Genomic DNA, 25,606 nt, shown 5'->3' with positions numbered 1-25,606 from the left:
GAGTGAGCTGGTGCCGATAAGAATGAGCCTAAGAATCGGGGGCATGGAGTTTCGTTGATGAGATTTGTGGTGGATAAGAAGAGGGACTTCAACAAGCTGATTCATCAGTGTTTTGGATGCGAATGTTCGGCGCATGGCATCCATTGTGATCCCATGGCATGAACCCCTTTGCAACCAAGCTCCTGGGCTTTTTCTAGAGCCAACACCTTGCTGGGGTAGGCCAACAAGTTCTCTTGGACTGGTCGACTGCTGTGGTGTTGATGGCTGTTGCTTGGGCTGAATGTCCAAATGCCCATGGCGTTCATGCCTGCCACCAGCACTCCCATGCCAACTACGCATGCATTGAGGACGCCCATGCCCACAATGCCGATGCTGATGACCCCCATGGGCACCACGCCAATGCTCACTACCCCCATCGGCACGATTCCGATCGAAACGATGCCCAAGGGAGCTACGCCTATGGCGAGCAGTTTCGGTTTGTCGCCGCATTGGGACATATCAATTAGATGGCGAGCAGTGAATTAGTTCACTTATAGAATTCAGTGCTGGGATCCACTGGGCTTGGAAGGCTGGGACTCACCATGTTTGGCGCACGGCATCCACTGGGTACCCATGCTGTGTGCTCCGGTGCAATTGAAATGCAGTTTGGCGGCGGTTTCAGCTTCCGCCTTGGTTGGGTAAAGAGCCGGTACGCCCTTTTGACTTGCGTTGCACGCTCCAGCCAGCAAGAATTGAGCCGCAATGGCTCCGATCCCCATCGCGGCAATCTTCAGGGAACTCATTGTCACAGGATTCAACAGGCGGGGGCAGACTTACTCACCACCAACCCTAACACTAATCTCCACTAAGTGCTGGTTGATGGAGAGATGAGCGCTTTTTTCTCCGGGCCCTGGGTAGAGTTGTATCTATCCACTGGATGGAGGGTTGACCAATGGATCCCCTGCCCCTTGCCGCAGCTCAAGACGCTCCTGGTCTTCGGATTGGCGAGATGGCCAAGATCTCCGGCTTTTCGGTGAAAACGATTCGCTTTTATTGCGATCAGGGCTTGCTGCATACGGCCCGATCTGAGGGTAGATACCGTATATTCAGCTCCGATAGTCTTGCGGAATTGGAAATCATTCGGGCTTTGCGGTCTATGGATGTGCCGATCGGCGAGTTGGCCCGCATTCTTGAAGTGCGCCGCGCAGGTGTATGCAATTGTTCGGTGCTAAAGGATAGTATCGCAACTAAATTGCTTTCAATCGATTCGCGCATTCAAGAGCTGCAAATGATGAAATCTGAGCTGGCTCGCCTGCTCTCTAGCTGGCAAGACTGCGGAGGCGCCAAAGCCGAGGATGCTGCTAAGAAGTGATCCGCTATCTCCATTTCCTCCCGGCCATCAGAAGCGCCGTAGCAATCCCAATCAGATGCCAACATCCCTTCCTGCGGGGAGTGGCTCTTGATCCATAGAGTTTCTAACTTACAATCGAACACCGAATCCCTTGTGCGTTTAGGTCGGCCATCAGTCCAGCACTCGTTTGGAGTTGAACCACGGCAATTTCAGACCAAGGGCTTCGATTGGATCCATCAAGAGCTTGTTGAGAGCACGGCCTAGAACGACTTGTGGCTCGTCTGCCCGAATCGGAAGAACGGAATGGGAGTGATCGGCACCGTTGACAATCTTGCGTCTGATCAAGGAGTTCCCAGCCTCCAGCCCGCACACATAGGCTCGTTCCTGACACAGACCCTTGGCTCCATGTTCTTTGTCGCCCATCCGCACCCAGTCGCCAGCGCAGACGATCGACTGCACTGAGGTTTCCAAAGGTGGCCGTTTTCTGAAACTGCCCGGAGAAAAGAGCGACACCGAGCCTGGATAGCGCCGCACCTCGGAATCAACCACCCTGGCATTGGTGAATTCTGGATGCGCGATGGGAAGCAGATCACGCGTAAGCAGGTCGATGATCTCTTGATCACTCATCGCTGCTACAGCCGATGCGTTGTAAAAGTCGCTGGCGACCACCGAGCCTTGGGGCTGCCCATCACCCCAGAGAGCCTGTTGCGCATCCTTATGCAACTGATCCAGCATGAAAAAAGTGCCCCCTGAGCCCTTCAGTGATTCGAAGCGGGAAAACACGTTGGCTGGGTAAGCGATTGGAACATAACGATCCAGCCATAGACGTGCTGAAACGACATCGATGGAGCCAAGCGAAGCAGCGCTAACAAGCTCTGGTGCTGCCTTGCTGAGTTCTGGGGATTGAGCCATCAGAGACTTGAGCCCTTTTGCACCAACCGCCAAGACCACAGCATCCACTTCGTCAATCACCTGAACTGTTTTGGTTGCCACGTTCTGAATCTCAACCGAGCTGACGCGCTGCGAGTCAGACAACACATTCACCCGTCTCACCAACGTTCCACCAAGAACCTGCAGATGATGGCGGGAGATCAGCCTTCTACTCAGAGGTGCAAACAAATGTTCGGCGATGCTTTTCGACTTGATCCAACAGACATCAAATGAGTCTTGGTGGGCCAGGGCGTAGTAGTAAAGGAGCTCCATGGTGACCGCGGCCGAAAGCTCTTCGGGCGGCTTGAACAAGCCAACCAGCAAGGTGGGGCGCAAGAACTCATTGATGAGACGATCGCTGATGCCAAGCTTGACAAAGAGTGATTGCGCATCGAGATCGTCGTACTGCTGGAAAATCTTATCGCTGCGATAAAGGTCCAGCATCGCATAGAGCAGCCCTGCAATACTGAGCCTATCTTGAATAGGTAGTCGCGTGAAGTTAGTAATTGTTGCCACCATCTGGCCAAGCGGACTTGGCCATTGGGGTGCCTCTCCAAAGACAGGCGCTGTTGCTTCTAACCCATCTGGCGACCAGAAGGCACTGGTTGTGAAGTCAGTGAAGATATCGCCAGCGCCGAGTTCATCTGTGAGTGCATTGATATTGGGATAGTCTTTCCAAAAACCTCTGGTGCCTGCCTCGAAAGGTTTGCCGCTTTTGGTGGTGATTGGTTGAGTGCCTGTTGGATCGGACATCCCATCAATCAAGGTGACAAGAATACCCGCTTCACAGAGTGCCTTGGCTGCGCCCCAACCAGCCCATCCAGCTCCGATGACGACTACATGGGATGGTCTTCCGTCAGGCATGGCTGCTACGAACGTCGGCTCAGCTTTTGCAAGTTACTCAAATAGTGATGGAGAGGGACAACGGATGCCTGACTACTGCTGCAGGGGGCTGGGAAGCAGGGGTTGAAAAGAAGAAGGAGGACATCACCCATCACGGCTGCGCTCCCATCTCCCTTTTGCCAGGCTGGGAGCACCGTGGAAGATCTGATGCTGCGCTTTCTGCTCAACGTTCTCTGGTTCGTGCTCGGCGGGGTGGTGATGGGTCTGGGCTGGTGGCTGGCCGGTCTTGTGGCGGCGATCACGATCGTCGGCCTTCCCTGGGCCCGGGCCTGCTTTGTGATCGGCAACTACTCCTTCTGGCCGTTTGGCAATGAGGCCGTGAGCAGGCGTGAGCTCACCGGACGCAACGACTTCGGCACAGGACCGCTGGGGCTCATCGGCAACGTGCTCTGGTTTCTGGTGGCCGGCTGGTGGCTGGCGATCGGCCACCTCACCTCTGCAGTGGCCTGCTTCGTGACGATCATCGGCATTCCCTTCGGTATCCAGCACATCAAGCTGGCGCTGATCGCACTGGCCCCTGTCGGCATGCAGGTAGTGCCGGTGCGCCGCTGAATGCCACCCCAGCGCCTGCCCGGGGGCAAAGTGGAGCCGATGCAAATTCCTTTCCGGCCCAGCCCCCGCGAGACCACAGAAGCGATGGTGCGCAACATCGCTCGCGAGCTGGCCGAGATCGAGCAAGCCATCAGCCATTGCAGGGGCGATCGAGTAGCTGAACCCCGATTGACGGGCACCTGGCTGGCCCACCTGCTGATCAGCAGCAGGGAGCTACTCCAGAACCTGCTGATCGAGTCGGCCCGCAGGCCGCCCTCCAGCACCTAGACCCTGCCCAGCACCCCGGTTACGGAAAGCCAATGGCGTACAAGCCGAACAGGGGCTCAGAAGCAGAAGGGCAGGAACTGGGTGCGGCAGGCGGCGTAGCCATCCACAAGGGAGCCGAGGCCGATCACGAAGCCGAGCATGGCGGCGCGGCCGTTCCAGGTTTCGGCGAAGGCGACAAAGCCAAAGCGGGCAGTGGACTCGGCCACGATTGTTTCAAATTGTTGCGTGAATTGCAACGGTACGTGAAGGGTGTTGGCCATTACGGGTTCCCGCATCGCTCTGAGTGGTGGGGGCTGCTGCATCAGCAGTCAGCCTGGGGGCTCCATGCCCTCCTCAACAGCAGCTGCTGCCGCACACCCCGCAGTTCTTTTTCAAGGTGGTTGGTGCGGAGCCGTGCAGCCTTACTTCTGATCAAGCTGAGCGAATCGCCGCTCACTAATGATCTTCGCCAATTCCAGAAAATAGCCGGCGGTGCACCACTTGCCATGGTTGCGGTCGCGATTGACTACATCAGTCCTGAGCTCGGCAGCCTCTGCCATTACTAGATCTAGCTCACCTTGAGGCAACTCATAAAGCTCTTGAAGCTCAACCGAGCGATCAAGCAGGTGACTCTTAAACCACTTTGGATTAAGTTCTTGAGGAGGGATATCCATATGAAATTGGTTATGATTTAGAATTCACATTCTACAGCATTATCCTCTTCTTGCCATTCGTCCATAAAGTCCTCGAAGTTTGAGTGGAAGCCAGGGTTGTTTAGAAAAATGTCCACAAGATCATCCAAGGCCACGAATTCAGGAATAAACGCACCAGGCTTTTGCTTGTAGTCATGCAAGATTTCTTCCTTATTCACTTTACTAAAATCCCAATTACCCAGCATAGGCTCCCTTGGCAGAGCTGACCGAGGGCGCGCATGAAGTCCCATCGAGCTTTGGGAAAGGGGCATTGGAGCGCAACTCATTCCAGGCAGGTTGTGCCAGCAGTCATGCAACAGCTGCAGGCGAGGCAGCAGTGCCGCCAAGCTCGGGTGGAGGGAAATCGGCAATTCAAGCTCCATCCGCCAGGGCACGTGGCTGCTAGCCCTTGCCGCAGCGGCTCAGTGCTGCTTGATGACAAACGGCAGACAGAGTGCTTAAGCCGAACTCATGAAGCCCTTTCGCTGGAGCAGTGGCAAAAACCAGCAGCTCGGAGCCCAGCGGTCCATCCATTTCGAGGCTGTTGTGGTGGCCATCGAAACTGGAGGCTTGCTCGATGTGTTGGCCCACCCCAATCCAGAGCAAAATCGGGGACAGCGCATCATTGTTGTTGTTGAGGTGAATCAATATGTCTACCTCGTCCCCTACGTGGAAGACGACGACTACCTCTTTCTCAAAGCGATCATTCCCAGCCGCAAAGCCACACGCGACTACCTCCGTCAAGACACGCCATGACGATGCAAAGCCACCTTCCACCTAGCAACGACTCACTCGATCAAGACGAGCGTGAGCTCCTAGAAGCTGTGGAATCGGGCGCGCTGCGTTCAATTGCCACTTCTGATCTCCTCAATCAGCTCAGAGAGTCAGCCCAGATCACCGGCCAGAAGGACCAACGAATCAACATCCGGCTTTCCGGTACTGACCTAGAGGCCTTGCGCGTCAGGGCGCTGCGGCTGGGTATGCCTTACCAAACCCTTATCAGCAGCGTCTTACATCGCTACATCAGCGGCGAGCTCAGCGATGAGCAGCTGATCTGATCAGTCTCTTGGGTTTCCATCGCTACGGTTTTTATACGGTCTTGATACGGGTCTTCAGACCAAAGGGGACAGCTAGTTGTGTTTTATCCCCAGATCATTCAGCGATCAGCCTCCGCTGGTGGTAATGCTGAAGCGGAACTGGAAGCCCCAACAGCAACCGGACATCCCTGGCCCCCGCCGCCAAGCCCACCTTCTCCATGACCTCCCCAACCCAGGAGCTAGACGCACCGGCCCTGCGACGCCTGGCTCCCTACCTGGTGGGATCCACCCGGCGTGGGGTGGTTGGGGGAAGTCGCTACGCCGTCAAGCTCCGGGCGGCCTTGGCCCAGGCGGCTCAAGATCCTGCGCGGCGGCCTGTGCTGATCAGTGGCGAGCCGGGGCTGGAGAAGGACAACCTGGCTGCGCTCGTTCATTTCGGCTCGGGCGACCGGCGCCATGTATTGATTCGCGTTGACACCAGCCTGCTGCGCGCCGATGGCGGCGATTTGTTTCACGGTTCCCCAAGCCAAGGGCCGCCGTTGCTGGAGTGCCTCGGTCAGGGGTGCGTGCTGCTGGATCGCTTCGATGCCGCCCCTCCCGAGCTGCGAGCCCTACTGATCGAGCTGGCGCGAACGGGCCAATGGCCTGGCTGCAGCGAACCATTTCAAGGCCGGTTGCTGTTCACCGCCGAATCCAGTGTGCCGGAACTGGAAGGTCTCTGCGACCAAATCCGGGTGCCTCCCCTACGGGTGCGCCGCCAAGACTTGGGGGATTGGATCCGTTACTCCCTGCGGCGCCGTGCCCGCCAATTGGGCTGGCCCAAGCCACCCCAGGTGCCCGCCAACGTGGTGAAGCGTCTCCAAAGCCACGACTTCCCCAACAACCTGCGGGAACTGGATGTGGTGATCAACCGGGCACTGCTTCAGGCCAAGGCGTCAGCCGTTCATGGTGAGCTGCCCGATCTCTTGCCGGAAGATGTGTTTTGGCTACTAAGCCGGCCCACCAGCCTGCGCTTCGACATCTGGGGCTGGAAGCCTCGGCTGAGGGAGTGGATGCGAGCCCCTTTGCTCTGGAATGGTCTGTTGTTTGGCTTGGTGAGCTGGCTGTTTGTGCTGGTGAATGGGGCCCTGTGGCTTGGACCCCAGGATCGGGCCCACAACGGTGCCTTGAATCTGTTTTGGGCCTGGTGGTGGCCAGTGATTCTTGTCACCTTCCCGCTGGTGGGGCGGCTGTGGTGCTCCTTTTGCCCGTTCATGGTGTGGGGCGAAATCAGCCAGAAGCTTGCCCGTTTACTGGGCTGGCAGCCGCGCCGTTGGCCCCGGGGCGACACCGACCGCTGGGCCGCACCGGTGTTGGCTGGTGGCTTTGGCGCCATCTTGCTGTGGGAGGAGCTGGGCAATCTTGAAGACACGGCCTGGTTGAGCAGCTGTCTGCTGCTCGTGATTACGGGCGGGGCGGTGGTGTGCTCGCTGTTGTTTGAAAAGCGCTTCTGGTGTCGCTATTTGTGCCCAGTGGGGGGCATGAATGGCCTGATGGCGAAGTTATCGGTGCTGGAGCTGCGGGCCGAGGCGGGCACCTGCAGCGGCAGTTGCAGCAGTTATGCCTGCTTCAAAGGCGGACCAGCGGAAGGTGAAGGCCTGGCCACGGGAGGCTGCCCCCTGGGGACCCATCCAGCCCACCTGGAAGACAATCGCAATTGCGTGCTTTGCCTCACCTGCGTTCAAGCCTGTCCGCACCGCTCTGTGAAATTGCGCCTGCGCCCGCCCGCGGCCGACCTGCAAAAGGGCATGGCTGTCCCCTTTGGCGAACGGCTCTTGCTCTTGGTGCTGCTGGGCGGTGTGGCTTTGCATCACTGGCAGGGCTGGCTGGGTTGGTTGCCATGGGCCCCTGAATCCCTACAAGCAGGTCCCCTGCTGCCCAGGTTTGGGGTGGGTTTGATTGCGCTGCTGCTGCCTGTTTTGGTGGCCGGCTGGTGGCCGAAACCCTTGCTCTATGGGCTCTTGCCTCTGGTGTGGGCCCTGATGTTGTCTCGCTATTTGCCCTTGGGAATGGTCGAGGCCGGCCAGCTGCTGCCGGTGAGTGCCTTCCCCTGGCAAGGAGCCGCAGCTGCCCTCTGGCCAAGCTGGAGCGCCGATCAGCATGTGGTGGCCTTCTGCCAGAGCGCGGTGATGGCGCTGGGGCTGCTTTGGAGCTTGGTGATCCTGCGCAGGCTGCTGCTCACAAGTCCCCGCTTGCTGGGGCTGGGATCAACCCTTGCCATCGCCCTGGCCCTGGGGGGACGTTGGCTCACGGGCATGGCCTAAAGCAACTCCTTCGATTGGGAGAAAGCACCCCCGTTGATATGCCGCAAATGAAGCCACCGCTGCCGGATCAGTCCGCCAGCATGGGTACACCCGTGATCAACATGTGTTCTTGAACCCCTTTTTGCCATTCAGCACGGCCAAGGTTCTGGCCCTGAAGGCCACTGTGCTGCTGCTACTCACCCTGCTGATCAAGGCGAGGGTGCAGATCGTGGCCGGGTCGGCCATTGGAATCTTCCTTTTGCTGCTGCAGACCTTGGTTTTCTTCGCCATCAGCGGTGGCTTGGTGCTGGCAGCCGGCGGGGCCGCGCTCGTCGCCAAGCAGCAGCGCCGGTCGGCCTCTGCCTGAGGCCGATCCATGGCCGTTGAAGTCGCCCTGGCGATGCTGCATCGGGATGGTCGCTGGCTGATGCAGCTGCGCGACGAGATCCCCGACATCGTTGCGCCCGGCTGCTGGGGGCTCTTTGGCGGACACCTCGACCCCGGCGAAACGCCAGAGCAGGCCCTGCGGCGGGAGCTGCTGGAGGAGATCAGCTGGCAGCCCCCGGCGGTGGAGCTGGTGATGGTGCATCACATCCACCGCCGAACGGCCCATGTGTTTCAGGCCGAGCTATCAGTGCCGCTGGAGCAGCTGCAGCTTCTGGAGGGCCAGGACTTGGGTTTGATAAGCCCAGAGGAACTGCTGTCGGGATCGATCTGGAGCGCCAAGCTCGGCAGCCATCGCCCCCTCGCCGATGGACTACTGGAGGTGATGCAGCACGTGCTCACCAAGCTGGTCTGAGCACGACAAAGCCCGGAGCGATGAAAGTCGGGGCACGAATCAGTCCTCGGTCTCCGGGCTGAGGGGCGGCAGCCGCCGCTCCACCTGCAGAAACACCAGCCAGGCGACGCCAGCACTGATGCCAGCGTTCCAGTCGCTACGCAGCAACTCCACGATCGACACGGTGCTGGCGCCGATGCGCAGGCCCCGCAACAGAAAGCGGCCTAGCTTTTCAAGACGAGGAGCTTCGCTCATTGTTATCACCGGCTCTTGACGCAGTAACAGCTGGATAAATACCACCCCAGCCGATCACTGACTTCCCACATCGGCACCAGCGCACCTGCCCTCAAGCGGAAGGCAAGGCCCCTCCTCAACGTTCCAGCTCTGCTGGAGCAGGATGATGGTTGAATTTTTCCGCAGCCCATGAGTGTTGGTCTACAGGGACTGCTGACAATCGTTGCCATTGTTGCTGTATCTCCCTTCGTAGCTCGACTGTTTGGAGGCCGCCTCCCAACAGTCGCGCTATTGATGTTGGGGGGAATTGCTGTAGGGCCTTCTGGCCTGGCCTTACTACAGCAGGATCCAGCGATTGATCTTTTCGCAAAGATAGGTCTTGGTTTGATCTTCGCCTTAATAGGACTGAATATTGATCAGAAAACCCTTAGCGGCACCCCAGGCCGGCTGGGTGCCTTGGGATGGTTTGCCACGCTTATTTTTGGGGTTCTTCTGGTCTCGGTGCTGCCCCTCGGCGGTGGGTTACGTCCGGTTGCATTGGTGGTGGCACTCAGTTCGACCGCCCTATCGACATTGCTGGTGATCCTGCGGGAGTCGGGAGAGTGGGATTCACCGCTGGGGCGGTTGTTGCTTAGTGCAGGCACTTGGGGACAACTGGGCCCGGTGTTGGCCGTGGCTCTGTTGCTGGGATCAACCAATCCCATCACAACTGTGCTCAGTGTTGCTCTGGTGGTGGTGGTGGCGTGGTTGCTGGCATTGGTGCCGGCGCGGATGGGGCAGTCAAGATTTTGGTATTGGTTCGAGTCCGTAGCGGGCTCAGCATCCGCCACCCCAATGCAGCTGCTGTATCTGCTCGTGGTCGGACTAATTGCCTTGTCGGAGGCGTTGGGAGTTGCCACCCTGATGGGAACACTGCTGGCAGGCTTGGTGATGAGGCGGTTTATCGCCGAACCCGACATCTCCCCTGCGATTAAGCAACTGGAGGCGTCGGCCTACGGTTTATTCGTACCGCTGTTCTTCGTCGTTGCCGGTGCTCGGCTGGACCTCGCCTCTGTAGCAGCCCATCCCTGGGGACCAGTGATCTGCTTAGCGGGGATTCTCTTGATACGTGGTCTGCCCCAGTGGCTGCTTTATCGCCAGGCGCTGCCTGATCTGGTCGAACGACTGCGCTTTTCGCTGCTGGTGTCACAGTCACTCAATTTGCCGATTGTTGTCGCCTATCTCGAGGTACAGGCTGGGCTGATGTCGCCGCAAGTGGGAGCAGCTCTGGTGGGCGGCAGCCTGCTGTCAGTCTTACTACTGCCGGCATTGGCTATGGCGGTGAAGCGGTGAACCTGTTTAACCCAGATGAGTGTGCGCTGATCTCTTAGGGCTTTTCTTCTGGCCAAGCTTGAGGGCCATTGTTTCTGATCTGACTAACTACTTTGATCTGACTAATTACTTTAAACGCCTTCCTGTCACTCGCCGTCACTCGCTTTGAGGTGCTGAGCTCAGGCGCTGCAATCAGAGCAACCTTGCAGGGCCAGCAACGACCAAACCCCATTCCAGCAGTGAGGCGGTCACCAGCGCAATCGCGCCGATGGACCAGGCCGAGCAAATCAGTCTCTGTAGCAGTAGGGCACGGAAAGGAATCATCAATTCATCCAAGTCGACTTTTTGAGGGCTGGGCTTGCTAATGCCATTGATTGCTTCATTCTCACCGCAACGGAGATGACAAAGGTGTGACTAGCCCTACCTGTTGAGGTGACGATTGCCGCCTCCCAGTCCTAGGCCTTGCTGCAGAGCCAGGCGATACAAAAGACCTTTGCTCAGCCAAGAGGGATCCGGCAGAAGGGTTGCTTGCGGAAGCGCCGGTAGACATCGAAGTCGCTGTCGAGCGTGAGGATCTGAGCGATATCAAGCCGCTCGGAGAGGCACACCACGGTGAGATCGGCGAAATCACCTGGCAGGTCTGCGTAGCGCCCGTTGAGCTCGGCGACACGGGCATAGTCCCCTGGAAGCAGGTTGATGGCCTCAATGCCACCACGAATCACAGCAGTAAGCAGGTGGTTTTGAGCAGCCAGCACTGCGGGGTTACCTGGATTACCAAGCAGCCAGAGCACCTCAGCGATGCAGATAGGTGAGGTGATGAGCTGAGCAGTGTTCTGGTCAAAGAAGGCGATAACCGCTTGATGGAGAGGTTCCTGCTGCTGGTAGTAGCTCAGCAGGATGCCGGAATCGATCAAGATCCGCTGCATCAGCTCCGCTCGGTTCGGCGCTTTTGTAGGTGCTGGCCAAGAAGCCGGCGCCGTTGCTGCCGCTCCGCGCTGCCGGCTGGCAGGGTGTCGAGGAAGGCCTCGGGATGGCCTCCCAGTTGCTGGGTAATCGAGGGTCGTGGCTGCCCCTGCTGCCAGCGCTCACGGATTAGCTGGCGGATCAGAGAGCTTTTGTCCTGGCCGGTTTCGTCCAGCAGGTCATTGAGAAAGTGCTCGGTGTCGGAATCGAGCCTGACGGTGAGCGGCATGGCCCGCAGGGCTAACCCAGTACGACGAATGGACTAACTGTAATACAGGTTTTTGCATGGTCGGCAATGGCCCTCGATGCTGCGTAGTTGGCCCGTTGCTGAATTCAGGCTCCGCGGTGAGCTGGCAACCGCAGGATCAAGAAGCCATCCGCCAGGCGCTGGCCTTGCCGGCAACAGTTCCCTGCCTTGATGCCATCGGGCGGGCAATGGCGGACTTGGAGCGCCACCACCCAGCTGGGGTGCTCAGCGCCCGCGCCCTGCTCGATGCAGTGGCACTGATCGATCAGCAGCTGCTGGAGGGCGGAGCTGAGCAGGAGCAGGCAATCGAGAAGCGCTCCTCCTCCGGGCCGATAGCTGGTTCAGTGGCAGCCGGTGGCGATGCCCCGCTGCAGAAAGCCGACGTGATCGCTTACGACACGGCACTACTGCGCCAGGAGAACGAAACCGTCTACGCCAATCCCCGCTCCAGCGCGGCTGCCCTGCTTAACCAGCGGCGCCGCTACGGAGAACAGTTGTTGCTCTTGCTGCCAGGGCTAGCCAACTGGGTTCAGTTCACAGCTGCTGCCGCCGGGATGACTGGCAGCGCGGCCCTGCTGCGGGGTTGAGCGCTGGCAATGATCAGCCCCCGCCAGTTCACAAGTGGCAAGCACCAGCGCAATGCAGTGCTTTGGGGCCCTACCCCCTTGCAGCCCTTTGCCAATGCCCGGCTACTGCTTGGCGAAAACGCCATACCTGGTGACACGACCTCCGCTGTGGTGGCCAGCCACGTCCTCGAGTGTTTTCTTGAACGCTCTCGCTACATCACCGCCAGAGACAACGGCCCTGGTGTGGATACCGGTGACTTCACCTTTCAAGGAATGATCTGCCGTGCCACCCGGCTGCCTCCCAACCCTGGTGCGATCTGGCTGAGTAGGGAGCTGCAGTGGAGTCAAAACGGCCGGCGTGTCTCCGCTGCAGGCAGAACCGTTGTGGCCCCTTGTGAGGGCGCAATTTGGCTTGGTGATCTAACCCTGCTCAATGCCGCAGGTGATGCAGGTGTCGATCCCTATGCCCAGTACACCTTGTTCACCGTGCTGGAGTTCGGCGCCAGCTACGGCTCAGGCGGTATCGGCGGCCTGGTGCAGCCGCTGATTGGTGAACGGGTGTTTGGCACGCTCAAGCCGAATCGGTTGGACCAGTCCTAAGGTGTACACACTTGTATGGTCAAGACAGTGACCGTCCGTGTCGGCATTCGTGAGCTGAGGGCCAAGTTGGCTTCTCACCTTGAGTCGGTGACGCCGATTGAGGTGACGCGCCACGGCCGCACTATTGGCCTCTACGTACCCCTGCCCCAGCCGGCTGAACTGGATGAGCGGGAACGACTGCTCGAAGCAGGCCGCCTGATGCAGGCTGAGCTGGAGCGGCTTGGCATAACAGAGGAGGAGCTGAGTGCTGACTTCAAGGCTTGGCGTCAGCGGCACCAGCAGCACTGAAGGTGGAGCGCAAACGACTCGTCCTTGACGCCAACATTTTGATTCGTGGCTGCCTTGGCGTGCGGGTGAGGAACCTGATCGCCGATTACGCCGATCGAGTGGACTTCTTTGTCGCGGAAGCCAATGTCGCCGAGGCGGCTGGCTACATCGCTGATCTCGCCAGAGAAAAGAACCTCGATGAAGTGCTCTGCGCAGAAGCCCTTCTCAGTTTGATGCGTGTTGTTCAGCTGGTGGAGGACACGGCACTCGAGTCAGCTCGAGCGGAGGCGCTGGCCAGAATCCGCGATGCTTATGACTGGCCTGCACTAGCGCTTGGCCTGCAACTGGAGTGCGCCATTTGGACGGAGGACCAAGACTTCTTTGGCAGCGGTATCGCCACGTGGACGACTCGCACGGTGGAGATCTACTTGAACAGTTGACTTGTCGTCGAGATGGGTCATGCCATTTGCATCTTCCAATTCCACTATCACTACTGCCTGCAGCAGAGGCGAGGTGATTTGACAACGAGGATTAATGGTTCTTCTGGCATGGGGTCCAAAGTTCAGCGTGACTAGCTCACCCGGCGCGGGGGTGATCGGTGTGCAGGTCAGGGGTCGGTGATTCGACTACTGGTCTCTCACCGCCTGGCCTTGCAGGAAGTTGTGGATCATCTGCTCCATGCCGTTCTGCGTTCTCCCATGGGGACGCAGGCCCTTCTCGGCCCACACACGATCCAGCTCCTGGCGCAGCTTCTCAGGGATCCAGCAGGACAGCATCACCTTGCCCTCGCGGCTGGAGGTGCAATGGCGCTCAGGCGTGGACATCGAGCATGTTTGTGTGCATGTGCACAATCTGCCACTGCCAGGCCCTCTGGACCAGCAACCGCTGGACTGCCGAAATCCCTGGCCAAAGGAGCCATCGATCAGTCAGAATGAGAACCGTTCTCGGCAATGGGTGGGTAGATGGGTCAGCAGGTCGTTCAGGTGCCCGTCACCCTGCTCACCGGCTTCCTCGGCGCTGGTAAGACCACCCTGCTTAACCACATCCTCAGCAACCAGCAGGGGCTGCGCAGCGCCGTGCTGGTCAATGAATTCGGTGAGGTGGGGATCGACAACGAGCTCGTGGTGGCCACCAGTGATCAGATGGTGGAGCTCAGCAACGGCTGCATCTGCTGCTCGATCAATGGGGAGCTGCAGGAGGCGGTGCATCGGGTGCTCGAACGCCCCGAGCCACTGGATCTGATCGTGGTGGAAACCACCGGCCTAGCCGATCCGCTTCCCGTGGCCATGACGTTCATGGCAGGGGACCTGCGCGATCGGCTGCGGCTCGATTCGATCATCACCGTGATTGATGCCGAACACTTCAGCGTCACAGCCCTCGAAAGCCCGATCGCTCGCGCTCAGGTGGTGTATGGCGACATCCTTCTGCTCAACAAAGCCGACCTAGTGGATGAGCAACGGCTGAAGGAGGTTGAGGCCGAGCTGCGGGCGATCAAAACCGACGCACGAATTCTGCGGGCCAGCCGCGGTGATGTTCCCTTGGGCCTGCTGCTGAGCGTGGGGTTGTTTGAAACTGATCGCCTGGCATCGCTTCAGGCCCAGGAAGATGCCCATGAACAACATCACAACCACGGGGATCACCACCACCACGAGCATCACCACCATCCCCACACCCCGGAGTTGGAGGGCTTCAGTTCCGTGAGCCTGGCGGTGGACGCGCCGTTCGATCTGCGGCGCTTCCAGCACTTCCTTGACATCCAGCTGCCTGAATCGGTGTTTCGCGCCAAAGGGGTGCTCTGGTTCCGCGAAAGCGAGCGGCGCCATTTGTTTCACCTCTGCGGCAAGCGCTTCACGATCGATGACTCCGACTGGCCCGATGGCTCAGAGCGCCACACCAAAGTCGTGGTGATCGGCAAGGGCATTGACCAGGCAACGCTTAAGGCCCAGCTCGAGGCCTGCGTAGCGCTGCCATGAGCCAGACCCTGCTGATCTCTGGACCGCCTGGCTGCGGTAAAACCAGCTGGATCCTGAAGCGGGTCCAGGCTCATCGAGGCCCATGCGGGTATCTGCGGCTGGCCGGCTACCCCGACGAAGGGCTAGCCCAGGCACCTGACGGCGGTATCGATCTGGCCTACCTGCAGGACCAGTGCCCGAGGCTGCTGGATCTGGCCGATCTCGATCAGGCCCTGGCACCAAGGCCGGAGCACCTTCTGGCGCTGATTGAACTACCCCAGTTCCAGCCGCCGACGGAATCGGGTCTTGGTGGGGTGGACCGGCGCGTGATTCCCCAACTGGAGGCATTGCATCTCAAGCCCGACGAGCATTTGCACTTCGGGCGAGACACCGCCTTGCCCCGCCAGGACACCCTGGATTTCAGCAGTTTGCAGTCCTGGGAAAGGAACCTGGCTGGGAGTGTGTGGGATCCGGCCAGCCTGAGCAGCTTCTGGTTTGAACTGGTGAACGCTGCCTATGGCGATGTGTACCGCGCCAAGGCCCTAATGAACCTGCCGGATGGCCGGGCCTTCTTCTGCAACTGGATGGTGAGCCAGGAGGGCTCCCAGTTTCTGCCGCTCCAGGCGCTTGCCCCGCCTGACGGTCGCCCGGAGCGCCTTTCCCGCCTGGTGGTACAGGGCAAGGGCCTCGATCCCGCCGCCATCGAGGTCACCCTTACCGACTGCCTGCTCAGCCAAGCCCTGCCCCATTCATCCCCTTCTGCCTGATCGCCATGCCCCATGCCGTGATCTCTTGTCTGCACGCCAACCTGACCGCCCTGGAGGCCGTGCTCGCCGACATCGACCAAAAGGGCATCGACACCATCACCTGCCTGGGGGATCTGGTGGGCTACGGCCCCCAGCCCAACGAGGTGGTGAACCTGGTGCGTCAGCGGGCGATTCCCACCTGCCAGGGCTGCTGGGATGAGGACATCATCGAAGGCCTCAACGCCTGCGACTGCAGCTACCCCTCCCAGCTGGCGGAAAGGCGAGGCCATCTGGCCCACCAGTGGACTGCCGATCAGCTGAGCGAGGAGAACAAGGCGTTTCTTGCCAGCCTGCCGATGTCGCTGCGGCGCGATCGGCTGCTGTTCGTCCATGGCAGTCCCAACAGTCAGCACGAATACCTGCTGCCCAACATGGATGCCTTCGCGGCCCTGGAGCGGGTGGAGACCGCCGGTGCCGAGACCCTGTTCTGCGGCCACACCCATCGGCCCTATGTGCGGGAGCTGCGGGAGGGATCGATCCGGGTGCGCGTGCAGGACGGTGCAGCCAGCGGCGGCCCATCCGTAGAAAGACAAATCAATTTGCCGATGCGCCGCATCATCAACGCCGGCTCGGTGGGTGAGCCGCGCCATGGCAACACCAACGCCACCTATGTGATTCACGACGAAGCCGCGGACAGCGTGGAGATCCGGGAGGTGGCCTACGACGTGGAGCGCACCTGCCGGACCATCGTTGAGGTGGGGTTGCCACCGGTGTTCGCCTGGCGCCTGCGCCATGGCTTCGAGTACGCCGAGCGGGCCGATGACGCCAGCCACGTGTGTGAGCGCTGATGGCACGCTGGGCCCTGATCAGTGGACTGCGCGGAGATTTGGAGGCCTATGAGGCCATCCAGACCGATCTGCGCCACACCCGGCGGGTGGACACCCTGTTTGTGCTGGGGGATGTGATCGGCCCTGAGCGGGAGTGCAATGCCCTTCTGAACCGGTTGCAGCAGCCGCGCCGTGGCGAGCTGGAGCCCCAGTGCCTCTACGGCTGGTGGGAGGACCAGCTGCTGGCCGAGCGTGGATACCGGGGCGGGCGGCGAGCCGATGCCCTGCGCCTCAGCCAGGGGGAGCCGGCCGTGGATGCCCTGCTCCAGGCGGTGGATCCCGGCCACATGGGCTGGCTGGCGGCGCTGCAGTTCGGCTTCATCGAGCTCGACTGCGCCCTGCTGCACGGCAGCTCCGCCTCTGTCGACGACAGCCTGGGTCCGAACAGCTCACCGCTGCTGCTGCTGGATCGCCTCACCCGTATGGAAGTGAACCGGCTGTTCACCGCCCGCAGCGGCCAGCAGTTCCGCCTCGAGCTCAGCGGCGGTGGAATTCAATCCCAGGTGCGGGATCTGGAGGGCGAACGGCACCAGCAACAGAGCGTTCCTAAGCGCCAGGTGATCGGCATCGGGGCTGGCGTCCACTACACCATCTACGACCCCGGCAGCGATCGCCTCGATTTCCTCATCGCCGGCAGCAGGCCCCAGCAACGGGCGCGGGGGTTTGCATGACCCCGCAGCTGGGGGGGAACCTGGAGACCCTGCAGGTTGACCTGGCCGGGCGACAGCTGCGCTTGGTGCTGGAGCGCCGGGGGCCAGCGGCTGCCCCCCTTTGGTTGCTGTTGCCGGCGCTGAGCACTGTGTCGAGCCGCGGTGAATGGAAAGCCTTTGCGGATGCGATGGGCGATCGGCGTCAGCTGGTGAGCTTCGACTGGCCCGGTTTCGGCGACAGTGACTGCCCAGCGATTGCCTACGACGCCGCCCTGCTGCGCTCGGCGCTGCGGGCCGTGCTCTCCTACCTCCGCACCACAACCCGTCAGCTGCCAATTGTGGTTGCCGCCGGCCACAGTGCCTCGGTGGCCCTGGGGCTGGCCACCGAATGGTCTGGGCTGTGGCAGGAGCTTGTGCTGGTGGCCCCCACCTGGCGCGGGCCCCTGCCGACGATGACCGGCTTGCCGCAGCAGCAGTTCAACTGGCTGCGGAGTCTTGTGGCAGCACCATGCATCGGCCCGGCGCTCTACCGGCTCAACACCAGCCGAATGGTGCTGCGCCTGATGCTGCGGCGTCATGTCTGGGTCGCCCCCGCCCTGCTGACACCGGCTCGGATCCGCGAACAGCAGCTTCTTGCCCGCCGCCCCGGAGCGCGCTTTGCCAGCGTGGCCTTCGTGAGCGGTGGCCTTGATTCGGTAGGTGATCGCACCTGGTGGCTGCAGCAGGCGCGGTTGCTCCAATGCCCGCTGCAGGTGGTGCTGGCGTCTGAGGCTCCGCCGCGCTCAAAGAAAGAGATGGAGGTTCTGGCCTGGGAGGCGGCTGATCAGCTCAGCGTGATTCCTGGTCGACTGGGGCTGCACCAGGAATTTGGGGCCCTGCTGGCACGGCAACTGCTAGAGAGTTGCGTGTCTGCTGGCTGACCAGCAGCGCCAGCAGGAATCCTGCAAATTGCACGATCACCACACACGGACCGGAGGGCAGGTTGGTGAGGCCTGAGCCCAGTAGGCCCAGCAATGCACAGCCGCCGCCCAAGGTGGCTGAGGCGAGGGCATAGAGCGGGAAGTGGCGGCTCACGAGCCGCCCCCCGCAGGCCGGAATCACCACAAAGGCGCTGATTAACAGCACCCCCACCGCTTTGATTGACACCGCCACCACTACCGCCAGCAGCACGATGAAAATCAGGCGGTGACGGTTGGCCCCCACCCCGAAGGCTCCGGCGAGATCGCTGTTGAGGGTGAGCAGCACCTGGGCCCGCAGGCTCAAGGCGAGATAGCCCAATGCACCCAGCAGCAGCAGGCCGATCACCGCCAGATCACTCCAGCTGATGCCGAGGATGTCGCCGAACAGCAGCTGCTGAATGCCGCCGCGGTAGGTCTCCACCAAGCTCAGGGCCACCACCGCAAAGGCCAGGGAGGTGGAATACACGATGTTGAGCAGGGCGTCTGCCGGTAGGCCGCTGCGGGCCACCAGCTGGTTCACCAACAGGGCAAACACCACCGCGAAAGGGATCAGTACCAGGGTGGGATTGACCCCCAGCAGTATTCCCAGGCTGATGCCCAGGAGGGCCGAATGCCCCAGTGCATCGCTGAAGAACGAGAGCTGACGCAGCACCGCGAAACTGCCCAATAGCCCACCTAGGGCGCCGGTAAGCAAGCCACCGAGCAGGGCCCGCTGCATGAAGGGCTGGCCAACAATCTCCAGCAAGCCTGCGGCATCAGCCATGGCCAGCAATCCCGGCATGGTTATGGCGGTAAGGCACCACATTGGGGCCATAGAGCTCGGCCAGCCGCGCCGCACTGAGGGCATGGTCGGGGGCACCGCTGCAACGCAGGCGGCGGTTTAAGCACAACACCTGATCACAGCTGCGGCGCACCATCTCCAGATCGTGCGACACCTGCAGCACGGTCCAGCCTTCCTGGCGGCGCAGATCCAGCAGCAGCTCCTGGAACTGCTCACTGCTGGGGGCATCCAGCCCCGCCTGAGCCTCATCGAGCACCAGCAACTGGCGGGGCCGCACCACACAGAAGGCCAGCAACACCCGCTTGAGCTGACCGCCAGATAGCTCGCTGAGCCGGCGTTCTGCCAGGTCCTGGCAGCCGGTGCGCTCCAGGGCACGGAGCACGGCCTTGGTTCGGCGCTTGTTGCCCAGCCAGGCCAAGCTCAGGCCTGGTGGATCAAAGCCAAAGCCCACGAATTCGCCCACCGTGAGCGGGAAGCGGCCCTGCAACGCCAGGCTCTGGGGCAAGTAGGCGATCTGGGCACGCACCGCACGGGGCAATTCGCCCGCCGGACCGAGCGCATGGCCAAGGATCCGAACGGACCCTGCCGCCCTGGGCAGCAGACCCAACAAAGCAGCTACCAGGCTGCTTTTGCCGGCACCGTTGGGACCCACCAGAGCCGTGTCGGTTTCGCGGGCGAGCTGAAAGCTCACCTGCTCCACAGCCAGCTGCTCGCCACGGCGAACGCTCAGGCCTTCAACCACAAGCACTGGGGGGTTGTCTGTCATTGGCCGAAGGCCTGGCGTAGATCCGCCACGTTGCGGCGCATCACGCTGACGTAGGTGGCCGGATTCTTCGAGGCTTCCTCCGTGGCCGTCTCCATCGGATCGAACACCACCACTTTCACGCCCAGATCTTTGGCCAGGGTATTGAAGGAGCGGTTGCCTTCCTGAGGCTCGCTGAGCAGGGCTTTGAGCTGGCTGCTCTTCACCTCGGCCGCCACCCGCTGCAGATCAGCCGGTGCTGGATTGAGCTCGGGCACATCCACCAAGTAATCAGCTTTGAGCCCATAGCGCTGGGCGAAGTAGGGGGCGAAGTCGTGGAAGGCCACAAACGTTTTGCCCCGATAGGGCTCAAGTTGGCTGGCGATCTCGCTGTTCAGCTGTTTCAACTGAGCGGTGAAAGCAGCAGCGTTGCGCCGGTATCCATCCGCGCAGCTGGGATCGGCCTGGATCAGGCCATCGCGGATGGTTGCCACCTGCTGCACCGCCCGCAGAGGATCCAGCCAGATGTGGGGATTAACAGCGCCGTGATCATGGCCGTGGTCATGGCCATGGTCATCGCCGTGATCATGATCACCGTCATGTCCAGGCCCATCCCCGTGCTCCGCCGACTCCAGGGTGGCGACGCCGCGGCTGGAGTCGATCACCACCAGCTGGGGGTTTTCGGCGGCAGCAACGAGCTTGCCTAGAAACCCCTCCATCTCTAGGCCGTTCTTCACCAGCACCCCGGCCTGGCGCAGGGCCGTCAGATCACCCGGTTTGGCCTGGAAATCGTGGGGGCCCAGGCTGGGAGGGATCAGTGCGGTGACCGTGGCGCAGTCGCCCGCCACGGCGCGAGTGAACAGGGTGATCGGCAGGAAGGTGGTGACCACCTTGAACGCCTTGTCAGCTGCGGCATCAGGGGGGGCCTGGCGGGCTGCGCCGCAGGCGGCCAGAGCCAGAGCCAGGGAGAAAGCGCCTGCTCGGGCCAGCAAGATGATCATGGGCTTGGCAGGCAAGGGATGATTGGCCAACAGGAACGAGAACCATTCTCAGCCTAGGCGAGGGTGCGATCCCCGTCGCTGCTACGGCAGCTGGCTGGCGCTCTGGCGACCGGAAAGCCCTTCAGCCAAAACCGCTACCGGCAGAAGCCCGCTGACGCGCGCGAGCCGGCACCGCCACCGGCCACAGCCACCAACGCCCCTGGGCATCACCAGCAGCCAGGTGGAGGCCATCAGGTCGCCAGGCCAGGGCATTGAAGCCGCAGCCCTGTCCCTCAAGCGGCTGCAACATTTGCCCCTTGCCATCCCAGAGCACAACGCTGCCGTCGCTTGAGGCACTGGCAAGCAGGGTGCTCCCGGGAGCAAAGGCCAGCGCCTGCACGCGCTTTTCGTGCCACAGCAAGGGCTCGGGTTGCCAGGCCTTGGCACCCTGCTTCACCTGTGTCCACAGGATCACGGCCTCACCAGCAGCACTGGCCAGCAGTGGTGCCAGGCGGCCCGGCTGATCGCTCCAGGCCAGCTGACGCACCTTGGAGGGAAAGCCGCTGAACTGCCAGGGCTGGCCATGGCAGTCCTGGGGCCATACCAGCAAGGAGCGATCCAGCATCCCGCAGGCCAGATGGTTCCCCGGCCCTGAAAAAGCCAGGGCCAGACCTGCAGATGCGATGGCATGGCGCAGCGGCGGATCCGACGGCGAGCTCAGACACGGCTGCCACAGCACCACTTCACCGTGGCAACTGGCCGCTAGCTGTACCCCATCGGCGCTCCAGGCCAGGGTCTGGATCGTGCCGGGCAACGGCAACGGTGGCTCACGCCATTGGCGGTTGGCCCCATCCCAGAGCCGCAGCTCGCGCCCGGCCGCCACTGCCAGCAGTAAGCCACCAGGCTGCCAGGCCGCCGCATCGATCCAGCCACTGCCAAGGGGGATGGGATCCATGGCCAGCGGCCGCACCCCGGTGCCACCCAGCTCCCAGAGCAGCAGCTCGCCGGCCTGACCTGCGGCCATCAGGAACTGGCCATTGCCGCTGAAACCGACCACGTCAAGGCTGCTGTCATGGTCGCCCCGCAGCAGCTCCTCACAGCCGGCGCGGAAATCGAGCAGCAGCAATTCACCACCGGTGCTGGTGATGGCTAGAAACTCACCATCAACCGACCAGGCCATCGCCGAGATTGGCTGCTGCAGATCACCGCAGAGCCGTTCGCTCACCAGGGTTGCCTGAGCCATCGCCTACTCAGGCCACACACGCCAGGAAGCTCGCTCGCAGGGCCTCAGCATCGAGATCGCGGCCGATGATTACAAATTCGCTTTGGCGCCGCTCACCGGCTTTCCAGGGGCGATCGAAATCGCCATCAACCAGCATGTGGACCGACTGGAGCACATAGCGCTCATCCTTGCCAGCGAGCTGGATGATGCCCTTCATGCGGAACAAATCCGGCCCGCGGCTGCTCACCAGCTCCGAGATCCAGCTGCCCAACTTCTCCATGTCCATGGGCCGCTCCTCCACTAGGGCCACAGAACCCACAGCATCGTCATGCTCATGGGCGTGCTCGTCCACCAAAAAGCCTGGATCGAGGCTTAGGGCACGCTCCAGCTCGAAGGCCTGAACGCCCAACAGCTCCTGCATCGGCACATCGGCGTTGTGGCTGGTGAGCAGGCGAGCCATGGGGTTGATGGCGCGCACCCGCCGCTCGATCGCGGCGCGCTCGCTGTCGCTCACCAGATCGGCCTTGTTGAGCACCAGCACATCGGCGAAGGCCAGCTGCTCCTGCACCTCCTCCGTATCCCAATGCAGCTCAACGTGCTTGAGATCCACCAGGGTGACCACCGCATCCAGCCGCAGCTCATCGCGCAGGTCTTCATCGACAAAGAACGTTTGAATCACCGGGGCCGGATCGGCCAGGCCGGTGGTTTCAATCACCAGGTGATCGAAGCGATCACGCCGCTTCATCAGGTTGCCGATGATCCGAATCAGATCGCCGCGCACGGTGCAGCAGATGCAGCCGTTGTTCATCTCGAAGATCTCCTCATCGGTATCAACTACCAGCTGGTTGTCGATGCCCACCTCGCCGAACTCGTTGACGATCACCGCCACCTTGAGGCCGTGCTCGTGGGTGAGGATCCGGTTGAGCAGGGTCGTCTTGCCGGCACCGAGGTAACCGGTGAGCACGGTCACTGGCAGGCGCTCGGCGGCGGGAACGGGGCTGGAGAAGGCCATGGCCAGGCTGGGTCGGGCCCAAGAGTGAGAATGGTTGTCGTTCTAGCAAAGGCAGCCGCCCGGATCGACCCCAATGGCTTCCGCGACTTCTTTTCCCAGGCAGCAGCCCCTGCTCCAGCTGCTCCAGCAGACGGACGGCGAGCTCAGCGCCCAGGAACTGCACCAACGCTTGAGAGCAACGCGGCACAGCACCGGCCTGGCAACCGTTTACAGGGTTCTCAAACAACTGCAGCAAGCCGGATTAGTGCGCTGCCGCAAGCTCCCCAGCGGCGAGGCCGTCTATGCGCCGGTGGATCGAGATGAACACCATCTCACCTGTGTGCAGTGCGGTCTTATCCAGGCTCTCCCCCTTTGTCCCATTAGCAGTGGCAGCCTGGGGCTGGGTGCGGTTTTTCTGCAGGGTTTCAGGCCGCTGTTCCACACCTTTGAAATCCATGGGCTCTGCAGCCGCTGCCAGCAACATGAAATCGCAGGGGATGAGTGATCAGGTGGTCGCCGTAGACGATGGGAGCCCACGAATTTCATCTCTACCTCGCCCACTTCAACAACACCACTGACGCCAAGTAGTTGGGCATGTTGCTGATATCTGCGGTTGCCTGATGACTCTCATGGCCACCACTTTCAGGATCGATTTTCCCGAAAGACTTGCTAGCTAGGGCCTTAGGGGGCAGCAGAGCTGACTGCGCGGCCGAACCAATCGATACTGGCTGGATGCCACTTCATCGCCTCATGCCAAACCTCATTGTTATCTGAACGACCTTTAAAGCATTCTCGCTGCAGAGGCACCTGGTACTTGCAATTTTAGCAATTTCGGCGAACCTGTACCAAAAGATTAGTCTTCTACTTTCTCAGCTTGATTCTGGCCCGAGCCCGCATTTTCCTGGCAAGGACCTTATTGTCTTGATGGAGATCTATGCTCATTAGGCCCCTAGGGACTGGCCAAGAACTCGGGATAAAGCTCACGCCAGAATCCACAGAAGTGGGCCGCATCCGCATCGTGCAATGCTGAACGCTTCGGCACCAGCAGCATCACATCATTCTTGCCGGAGTTGTAAACCGGCCAGGCGGGAAGCCCCTTGGCCAAAGGCACACCCTGAGTCGCAAAACTCGTGACCATTCCCTGCATCTGGCCTGCCAAGAGCTGGGAATCGGCAGGCAGCCCAGGGGCATCAATACGCTTGGTGTTGGAGAGATTGGGGAACAGATAATTGAGAGCAGCTGAATGCACCGCGCCAAACTCCATGCCGGGATTTGGCTGAGCGGCAATACCAACGCCCAGCACCAACGCCTTGGGATCAGCAAATTCAAACTGGTAAATCGGCACCTTGGCAAAACGCCGAAAAGCACTGGCGGTATGCAAGTAGAGACAGTTATTGATGCCCACCGCCGGGTTGTAGTGGGACATCACCGAACCGACCTGCTCCGGTGCCCGCTGCGGATCCTGCAGCGGGAAGCGAGCCAGAATCTGCTGCGGCCGATCTTCGTTGATCTGGTCAGGTGTATAGCCATACGTGCCAATCAGTCTTTGCTTGTAGTTCTCCGCAGTCACCACCCGCGCTGGGTCCTGAGATTGCTGGTCGTAGCCGACATAAAGCCGCAGCTCATCCCTTGCCCCGCCCATCAACAACGGCACCTTCATCACCTGACCCTTCCGCAGCGCATCGCGGACGGTGCGCGGCGTGGCCTGGGCAGCCCCGATCGAGGGGCCAAACGACATGGTTTTACCAGCCGTCACCTCGCCACCGACCTGCACCAGGCGCTGCACCTGGATGCGGCGCAAGCAGGCCAGAGCGTCGCCGACCTTGTCACAGCCCAGCCTGGCCGCGATCGGCAGACCCACCTCTTGCTCATAGGTCTGCACCGAAGGCAAGGAAACCAGACAGCCGCCACTGATCACCAGCGCCTTATGAAAGAGACCTCGTGACAGCTCAGGGGCGGCGAGATGCATGCAGGTTGAACCGGCCCCGGCCGACTCTCCACCCAGGGTGACGTTGGTCGGATCACCACCAAACGCGGCAATGTTGCGCTGAACCCAGCGCAGGGCCTCGCGCTGATCCACCAGGCCCAGGTTGCCATTGGTGGCCGAATCAAAGGCTGGATGGGGCATGAACCCCAGCACACCAAGCCGGTAGTTGAAGCTCACCACCACCACGCCCTGTCTGGCCAGGGCATCGAGCCGATAAAGATTGGACCCACCGCCCACGAAGGCGCCTCCATGAATCCAGACCAGCACCGGCAGCCGTCGTCCGGCCGGCCGCTGCTGCGGCACGCTCACATTGATGCTGAGGCAGTCTTCAGCGTTGCTGGCCTCGGTGAGATTGAACCGTGCCTCCTGGGGACAGGCGGGTCCGAAGGCGCTGGCATCGCGCAGCCCGGACCAACCTTTGGCGGGTACCGGCAAGGTCCAGCGCTTGTCTGCCGCCGTGGAGGCGGCGTAAGGAATGCCGCGGAATTCCATCACGTCGTGATGCCGCACGCCGCGCAGCCATCCCTGCTCGATCCTCACCTTGGCGGGCTGATTCAACAGCGGCTCCATCCCCCCTTTGGCACGGGCGACCTGGGTAGGAAGCAGAGCCAGCGAGGGGAGGACCAGGCTCAGCCAGGCCATAGCTCGCATTCGAACCAGCCCAGCCTTTCCCGTCAGGACAGCCTTTCCCGTCAGGACAGCCTTTCCCGTCAGGACAGCCTTTCCCGTCAGGACAGCCTTTCCCGTCAGGACAGCCTTTCGCAACATCAC

Annotated in this window: 35 protein-coding genes; 19 read left to right on the top strand and 16 right to left on the bottom strand. The window is 61.1% G+C overall.

Annotation, left to right across the window (positions count from 1 at the left end):
• Positions 1 to 104: 104 nt before the first annotated feature.
• Positions 105 to 497 carry a hypothetical protein gene (locus tag KBY99_RS04415; RefSeq protein WP_254997556.1) on the bottom strand — a complete coding sequence of 131 codons (393 nt, stop codon included), beginning with the start codon at positions 495 to 497 and terminating at the stop codon, positions 105 to 107.
• Positions 498 to 539: 42 nt separating this feature from the next.
• Positions 540 to 758 carry a DUF3721 domain-containing protein gene (locus KBY99_RS04410; protein ID WP_254942721.1) on the bottom strand — a complete coding sequence of 73 codons (219 nt, stop codon included), beginning with the start codon at positions 756 to 758 and terminating at the stop codon, positions 540 to 542.
• A gap of 173 nt (positions 759 to 931) precedes the next feature.
• Here KBY99_RS04410 and KBY99_RS04405 point away from each other — a divergent pair, with 173 nt between their 5' ends.
• Positions 932 to 1,351, top strand: a complete 420-nt coding sequence (locus KBY99_RS04405; protein WP_254997555.1) for a MerR family transcriptional regulator — start codon at positions 932 to 934, stop codon at positions 1,349 to 1,351.
• A 150-nt stretch (positions 1,352 to 1,501) separates the two neighbouring features.
• Here KBY99_RS04405 and KBY99_RS04400 read toward each other — a convergent pair whose 3' ends face one another.
• Positions 1,502 to 3,124, bottom strand: a complete 1,623-nt coding sequence (locus KBY99_RS04400) for an FAD-dependent oxidoreductase (protein WP_254997554.1) — start codon at positions 3,122 to 3,124, stop codon at positions 1,502 to 1,504.
• A 186-nt stretch (positions 3,125 to 3,310) separates the two neighbouring features.
• Between KBY99_RS04400 and KBY99_RS04395 the strand changes: the two genes are divergently transcribed.
• Together KBY99_RS04395 and KBY99_RS04390 are read left to right on the top strand one after the other, a co-directional pair.
• Positions 3,311 to 3,715 (top strand): YccF domain-containing protein, encoded by a 405-nt coding sequence (locus KBY99_RS04395; RefSeq protein ID WP_254942720.1) that lies wholly within the window; start codon positions 3,311 to 3,313, stop codon positions 3,713 to 3,715.
• Between the two features lie 39 nt (positions 3,716 to 3,754).
• On the top strand, positions 3,755 to 3,982 hold the full coding sequence (locus tag KBY99_RS04390; protein WP_254997553.1) for a hypothetical protein: 228 nt from the start codon (positions 3,755 to 3,757) through the stop codon (positions 3,980 to 3,982).
• Positions 3,983 to 4,038: 56 nt separating this feature from the next.
• Here KBY99_RS04390 and KBY99_RS04385 read toward each other — a convergent pair whose 3' ends face one another.
• The 3 genes from KBY99_RS04385 to KBY99_RS04375 all read right to left on the bottom strand — a co-directional run bounded on the left by KBY99_RS04385 (position 4,039) and on the right by KBY99_RS04375 (position 5,024).
• Complete coding sequence (locus KBY99_RS04385; RefSeq protein WP_254997551.1) at positions 4,039 to 4,242, bottom strand: hypothetical protein; 204 nt, start codon at positions 4,240 to 4,242, stop codon at positions 4,039 to 4,041.
• A 141-nt stretch (positions 4,243 to 4,383) separates the two neighbouring features.
• Positions 4,384 to 4,635 (bottom strand): hypothetical protein, encoded by a 252-nt coding sequence (locus KBY99_RS04380; RefSeq protein WP_254942714.1) that lies wholly within the window; start codon positions 4,633 to 4,635, stop codon positions 4,384 to 4,386.
• A gap of 17 nt (positions 4,636 to 4,652) precedes the next feature.
• Positions 4,653 to 5,024 (bottom strand): hypothetical protein, encoded by a 372-nt coding sequence (locus KBY99_RS04375; RefSeq protein ID WP_254997550.1) that lies wholly within the window; start codon positions 5,022 to 5,024, stop codon positions 4,653 to 4,655.
• Positions 5,025 to 5,124: 100 nt separating this feature from the next.
• On the opposite strand from KBY99_RS04375, the gene KBY99_RS04370 reads away from it, so the two are divergent.
• From KBY99_RS04370 to KBY99_RS04350, 5 genes are all read left to right on the top strand, one after another.
• On the top strand, positions 5,125 to 5,409 hold the full coding sequence (locus KBY99_RS04370) for a PQQ-dependent sugar dehydrogenase (protein WP_254997549.1): 285 nt from the start codon (positions 5,125 to 5,127) through the stop codon (positions 5,407 to 5,409).
• Complete coding sequence (locus KBY99_RS04365; protein WP_254997548.1) at positions 5,406 to 5,711, top strand: hypothetical protein; 306 nt, start codon at positions 5,406 to 5,408, stop codon at positions 5,709 to 5,711. The genes KBY99_RS04370 and KBY99_RS04365 overlap by 4 nt, the downstream gene beginning before the upstream one ends.
• Before the next feature lie 197 nt (positions 5,712 to 5,908).
• Complete coding sequence (locus KBY99_RS04360) at positions 5,909 to 7,993, top strand: 4Fe-4S binding protein (protein ID WP_254997547.1); 2,085 nt, start codon at positions 5,909 to 5,911, stop codon at positions 7,991 to 7,993.
• Between the two features lie 103 nt (positions 7,994 to 8,096).
• Positions 8,097 to 8,339: a hypothetical protein gene (locus tag KBY99_RS04355; RefSeq protein ID WP_254997546.1), complete on the top strand. Its 243-nt coding sequence runs from the start codon at positions 8,097 to 8,099 to the stop codon at positions 8,337 to 8,339.
• 9 nt (positions 8,340 to 8,348) lie between these two features.
• Positions 8,349 to 8,771, top strand: a complete 423-nt coding sequence (locus KBY99_RS04350; protein WP_254942707.1) for an NUDIX hydrolase — start codon at positions 8,349 to 8,351, stop codon at positions 8,769 to 8,771.
• Positions 8,772 to 8,810: 39 nt separating this feature from the next.
• Here the strand turns inward: KBY99_RS04350 and KBY99_RS04345 are convergent, their stop codons facing one another.
• Entirely contained in the window at positions 8,811 to 9,005 is a 195-nt protein-coding gene (locus KBY99_RS04345) for a hypothetical protein (RefSeq protein ID WP_254997544.1), read from the bottom strand.
• A 168-nt stretch (positions 9,006 to 9,173) separates the two neighbouring features.
• Here KBY99_RS04345 and KBY99_RS04340 point away from each other — a divergent pair, with 168 nt between their 5' ends.
• Entirely contained in the window at positions 9,174 to 10,316 is a 1,143-nt protein-coding gene (locus KBY99_RS04340) for a cation:proton antiporter (protein ID WP_254997542.1), read from the top strand.
• A gap of 476 nt (positions 10,317 to 10,792) precedes the next feature.
• On the opposite strand, the gene KBY99_RS04335 is transcribed toward KBY99_RS04340, so the two are convergent.
• Entirely contained in the window at positions 10,793 to 11,221 is a 429-nt protein-coding gene (locus tag KBY99_RS04335; RefSeq protein WP_254997541.1) for a type II toxin-antitoxin system VapC family toxin, read from the bottom strand.
• Positions 11,221 to 11,487 (bottom strand): hypothetical protein, encoded by a 267-nt coding sequence (locus KBY99_RS04330; protein WP_254997540.1) that lies wholly within the window; start codon positions 11,485 to 11,487, stop codon positions 11,221 to 11,223. Before KBY99_RS04330 ends, KBY99_RS04335 begins: the two co-directional genes overlap by 1 nt.
• 116 nt (positions 11,488 to 11,603) lie before the next feature.
• On the opposite strand from KBY99_RS04330, the gene KBY99_RS04325 reads away from it, so the two are divergent.
• The 4 genes from KBY99_RS04325 (at position 11,604) to KBY99_RS04310 (ending at position 13,378) form a co-directional block, all read left to right on the top strand.
• On the top strand, positions 11,604 to 12,092 hold the full coding sequence (locus KBY99_RS04325) for a hypothetical protein (protein WP_254997539.1): 489 nt from the start codon (positions 11,604 to 11,606) through the stop codon (positions 12,090 to 12,092).
• A gap of 9 nt (positions 12,093 to 12,101) precedes the next feature.
• Entirely contained in the window at positions 12,102 to 12,671 is a 570-nt protein-coding gene (locus tag KBY99_RS04320; RefSeq protein ID WP_254997536.1) for a hypothetical protein, read from the top strand.
• Positions 12,672 to 12,737: 66 nt separating this feature from the next.
• Positions 12,738 to 12,959: a prevent-host-death protein gene (locus KBY99_RS04315; RefSeq protein ID WP_254997535.1), complete on the top strand. Its 222-nt coding sequence runs from the start codon at positions 12,738 to 12,740 to the stop codon at positions 12,957 to 12,959.
• Positions 12,960 to 12,961: 2 nt separating this feature from the next.
• Positions 12,962 to 13,378: a PIN domain-containing protein gene (locus KBY99_RS04310; RefSeq protein WP_254997534.1), complete on the top strand. Its 417-nt coding sequence runs from the start codon at positions 12,962 to 12,964 to the stop codon at positions 13,376 to 13,378.
• Between the two features lie 186 nt (positions 13,379 to 13,564).
• Here KBY99_RS04310 and KBY99_RS04305 read toward each other — a convergent pair whose 3' ends face one another.
• A complete protein-coding gene (locus KBY99_RS04305) occupies positions 13,565 to 13,762 on the bottom strand; it encodes a hypothetical protein (RefSeq protein ID WP_254929602.1) in 198 nt (65 codons plus the stop codon).
• Positions 13,763 to 13,900: 138 nt separating this feature from the next.
• Here KBY99_RS04305 and KBY99_RS04300 point away from each other — a divergent pair, with 138 nt between their 5' ends.
• Genes KBY99_RS04300 through KBY99_RS04280 form a run of 5 tightly spaced genes read left to right on the top strand, consistent with a single transcriptional unit; the run spans position 13,901 to position 18,093 of the window.
• Entirely contained in the window at positions 13,901 to 14,911 is a 1,011-nt protein-coding gene (locus KBY99_RS04300) for a CobW family GTP-binding protein (RefSeq protein ID WP_254929601.1), read from the top strand.
• On the top strand, positions 14,908 to 15,657 hold the full coding sequence (locus KBY99_RS04295; protein WP_254997533.1) for a GTP-binding protein: 750 nt from the start codon (positions 14,908 to 14,910) through the stop codon (positions 15,655 to 15,657). The genes KBY99_RS04300 and KBY99_RS04295 overlap by 4 nt, the downstream gene beginning before the upstream one ends.
• 5 nt (positions 15,658 to 15,662) lie before the next feature.
• Positions 15,663 to 16,484 (top strand): metallophosphoesterase family protein, encoded by an 822-nt coding sequence (locus KBY99_RS04290; protein WP_254997532.1) that lies wholly within the window; start codon positions 15,663 to 15,665, stop codon positions 16,482 to 16,484.
• Positions 16,484 to 17,194 carry a phosphoesterase gene (locus tag KBY99_RS04285; RefSeq protein ID WP_254997530.1) on the top strand — a complete coding sequence of 237 codons (711 nt, stop codon included), beginning with the start codon at positions 16,484 to 16,486 and terminating at the stop codon, positions 17,192 to 17,194. Before KBY99_RS04290 ends, KBY99_RS04285 begins: the two co-directional genes overlap by 1 nt.
• Positions 17,191 to 18,093, top strand: coding sequence for an alpha/beta hydrolase (locus tag KBY99_RS04280; protein ID WP_254997529.1), 903 nt, complete (start codon positions 17,191 to 17,193; stop codon positions 18,091 to 18,093). The genes KBY99_RS04285 and KBY99_RS04280 overlap by 4 nt, the downstream gene beginning before the upstream one ends.
• On the opposite strand, the gene KBY99_RS04275 is transcribed toward KBY99_RS04280, so the two are convergent.
• From KBY99_RS04275 to KBY99_RS04255, 5 genes are all read right to left on the bottom strand, one after another.
• On the bottom strand, positions 18,002 to 18,895 hold the full coding sequence (locus KBY99_RS04275) for a metal ABC transporter permease (protein ID WP_254997528.1): 894 nt from the start codon (positions 18,893 to 18,895) through the stop codon (positions 18,002 to 18,004). The genes KBY99_RS04280 and KBY99_RS04275 overlap by 92 nt on opposite strands.
• Positions 18,888 to 19,679: a metal ABC transporter ATP-binding protein gene (locus tag KBY99_RS04270; protein ID WP_180667589.1), complete on the bottom strand. Its 792-nt coding sequence runs from the start codon at positions 19,677 to 19,679 to the stop codon at positions 18,888 to 18,890. Before KBY99_RS04270 ends, KBY99_RS04275 begins: the two co-directional genes overlap by 8 nt.
• Positions 19,676 to 20,671, bottom strand: coding sequence for a metal ABC transporter solute-binding protein, Zn/Mn family (locus KBY99_RS04265; protein ID WP_254997527.1), 996 nt, complete (start codon positions 20,669 to 20,671; stop codon positions 19,676 to 19,678). The genes KBY99_RS04270 and KBY99_RS04265 overlap by 4 nt, the downstream gene beginning before the upstream one ends.
• A 106-nt stretch (positions 20,672 to 20,777) precedes the next feature.
• Positions 20,778 to 21,878, bottom strand: a complete 1,101-nt coding sequence (locus KBY99_RS04260) for a WD40 repeat domain-containing protein (RefSeq protein WP_180667594.1) — start codon at positions 21,876 to 21,878, stop codon at positions 20,778 to 20,780.
• Positions 21,879 to 21,885: 7 nt separating this feature from the next.
• The gene (locus tag KBY99_RS04255) at positions 21,886 to 22,869 is read right to left on the bottom strand and encodes a CobW family GTP-binding protein (protein ID WP_254997526.1); all 984 of its coding nucleotides are present in this window, start codon (positions 22,867 to 22,869) and stop codon (positions 21,886 to 21,888) included.
• A 73-nt stretch (positions 22,870 to 22,942) separates the two neighbouring features.
• On the opposite strand from KBY99_RS04255, the gene KBY99_RS04250 reads away from it, so the two are divergent.
• On the top strand, positions 22,943 to 23,353 hold the full coding sequence (locus tag KBY99_RS04250; protein ID WP_254997525.1) for a Fur family transcriptional regulator: 411 nt from the start codon (positions 22,943 to 22,945) through the stop codon (positions 23,351 to 23,353).
• A gap of 444 nt (positions 23,354 to 23,797) precedes the next feature.
• On the opposite strand, the gene KBY99_RS04245 is transcribed toward KBY99_RS04250, so the two are convergent.
• A complete protein-coding gene (locus tag KBY99_RS04245; RefSeq protein WP_254997524.1) occupies positions 23,798 to 25,393 on the bottom strand; it encodes a carboxylesterase/lipase family protein in 1,596 nt (531 codons plus the stop codon).
• Positions 25,394 to 25,606: the final 213 nt, after the last annotated feature.

Source organism: Cyanobium sp. Maggiore-St4-Cus, from assembly GCF_024345615.1.
In the GTDB taxonomy this organism is placed as follows: domain Bacteria; phylum Cyanobacteriota; class Cyanobacteriia; order PCC-6307; family Cyanobiaceae; genus Cyanobium_A; species Cyanobium_A usitatum.
Note: the sequence above shows the minus strand (reverse complement) of the source record. Positions and strands in the feature narration are given on the sequence as shown.

Excerpts from the sequence above, each read along its gene's own strand:
- KBY99_RS04415 (WP_254997556.1), bottom strand. The coding sequence starts at position 497 with ATGTCCCAATGCGGCGACAAACCGAAACTGCTCGCCATAGGCGTAGCT.
- KBY99_RS04410 (WP_254942721.1), bottom strand. The coding sequence starts at position 758 with ATGGGGATCGGAGCCATTGCGGCTCAATTCTTGCTGGCTGGAGCGTGC.
- KBY99_RS04405 (WP_254997555.1), top strand. The coding sequence starts at position 932 with ATGGATCCCCTGCCCCTTGCCGCAGCTCAAGACGCTCCTGGTCTTCGG.
- KBY99_RS04400 (WP_254997554.1), bottom strand. The coding sequence starts at position 3,124 with ATGCCTGACGGAAGACCATCCCATGTAGTCGTCATCGGAGCTGGATGG.
- KBY99_RS04395 (WP_254942720.1), top strand. The coding sequence starts at position 3,311 with ATGCTGCGCTTTCTGCTCAACGTTCTCTGGTTCGTGCTCGGCGGGGTG.
- KBY99_RS04390 (WP_254997553.1), top strand. The coding sequence starts at position 3,755 with ATGCAAATTCCTTTCCGGCCCAGCCCCCGCGAGACCACAGAAGCGATG.
- KBY99_RS04385 (WP_254997551.1), bottom strand. The coding sequence starts at position 4,242 with ATGGCCAACACCCTTCACGTACCGTTGCAATTCACGCAACAATTTGAA.
- KBY99_RS04380 (WP_254942714.1), bottom strand. The coding sequence starts at position 4,635 with ATGGATATCCCTCCTCAAGAACTTAATCCAAAGTGGTTTAAGAGTCAC.
- KBY99_RS04370 (WP_254997549.1), top strand. The coding sequence starts at position 5,125 with ATGAAGCCCTTTCGCTGGAGCAGTGGCAAAAACCAGCAGCTCGGAGCC.
- KBY99_RS04365 (WP_254997548.1), top strand. The coding sequence starts at position 5,406 with ATGACGATGCAAAGCCACCTTCCACCTAGCAACGACTCACTCGATCAA.
- KBY99_RS04360 (WP_254997547.1), top strand. The coding sequence starts at position 5,909 with ATGACCTCCCCAACCCAGGAGCTAGACGCACCGGCCCTGCGACGCCTG.
- KBY99_RS04350 (WP_254942707.1), top strand. The coding sequence starts at position 8,349 with ATGGCCGTTGAAGTCGCCCTGGCGATGCTGCATCGGGATGGTCGCTGG.
- KBY99_RS04345 (WP_254997544.1), bottom strand. The coding sequence starts at position 9,005 with ATGAGCGAAGCTCCTCGTCTTGAAAAGCTAGGCCGCTTTCTGTTGCGG.
- KBY99_RS04340 (WP_254997542.1), top strand. The coding sequence starts at position 9,174 with ATGAGTGTTGGTCTACAGGGACTGCTGACAATCGTTGCCATTGTTGCT.
- KBY99_RS04335 (WP_254997541.1), bottom strand. The coding sequence starts at position 11,221 with ATGCAGCGGATCTTGATCGATTCCGGCATCCTGCTGAGCTACTACCAG.
- KBY99_RS04330 (WP_254997540.1), bottom strand. The coding sequence starts at position 11,487 with ATGCCGCTCACCGTCAGGCTCGATTCCGACACCGAGCACTTTCTCAAT.
- KBY99_RS04320 (WP_254997536.1), top strand. The coding sequence starts at position 12,102 with ATGATCAGCCCCCGCCAGTTCACAAGTGGCAAGCACCAGCGCAATGCA.
- KBY99_RS04305 (WP_254929602.1), bottom strand. The coding sequence starts at position 13,762 with ATGTCCACGCCTGAGCGCCATTGCACCTCCAGCCGCGAGGGCAAGGTG.
- KBY99_RS04300 (WP_254929601.1), top strand. The coding sequence starts at position 13,901 with ATGGGTCAGCAGGTCGTTCAGGTGCCCGTCACCCTGCTCACCGGCTTC.
- KBY99_RS04295 (WP_254997533.1), top strand. The coding sequence starts at position 14,908 with ATGAGCCAGACCCTGCTGATCTCTGGACCGCCTGGCTGCGGTAAAACC.
- KBY99_RS04290 (WP_254997532.1), top strand. The coding sequence starts at position 15,663 with ATGCCCCATGCCGTGATCTCTTGTCTGCACGCCAACCTGACCGCCCTG.
- KBY99_RS04285 (WP_254997530.1), top strand. The coding sequence starts at position 16,484 with ATGGCACGCTGGGCCCTGATCAGTGGACTGCGCGGAGATTTGGAGGCC.
- KBY99_RS04280 (WP_254997529.1), top strand. The coding sequence starts at position 17,191 with ATGACCCCGCAGCTGGGGGGGAACCTGGAGACCCTGCAGGTTGACCTG.
- KBY99_RS04275 (WP_254997528.1), bottom strand. The coding sequence starts at position 18,895 with ATGGCTGATGCCGCAGGCTTGCTGGAGATTGTTGGCCAGCCCTTCATG.
- KBY99_RS04270 (WP_180667589.1), bottom strand. The coding sequence starts at position 19,679 with ATGACAGACAACCCCCCAGTGCTTGTGGTTGAAGGCCTGAGCGTTCGC.
- KBY99_RS04260 (WP_180667594.1), bottom strand. The coding sequence starts at position 21,878 with ATGGCTCAGGCAACCCTGGTGAGCGAACGGCTCTGCGGTGATCTGCAG.
- KBY99_RS04255 (WP_254997526.1), bottom strand. The coding sequence starts at position 22,869 with ATGGCCTTCTCCAGCCCCGTTCCCGCCGCCGAGCGCCTGCCAGTGACC.
- KBY99_RS04250 (WP_254997525.1), top strand. The coding sequence starts at position 22,943 with ATGGCTTCCGCGACTTCTTTTCCCAGGCAGCAGCCCCTGCTCCAGCTG.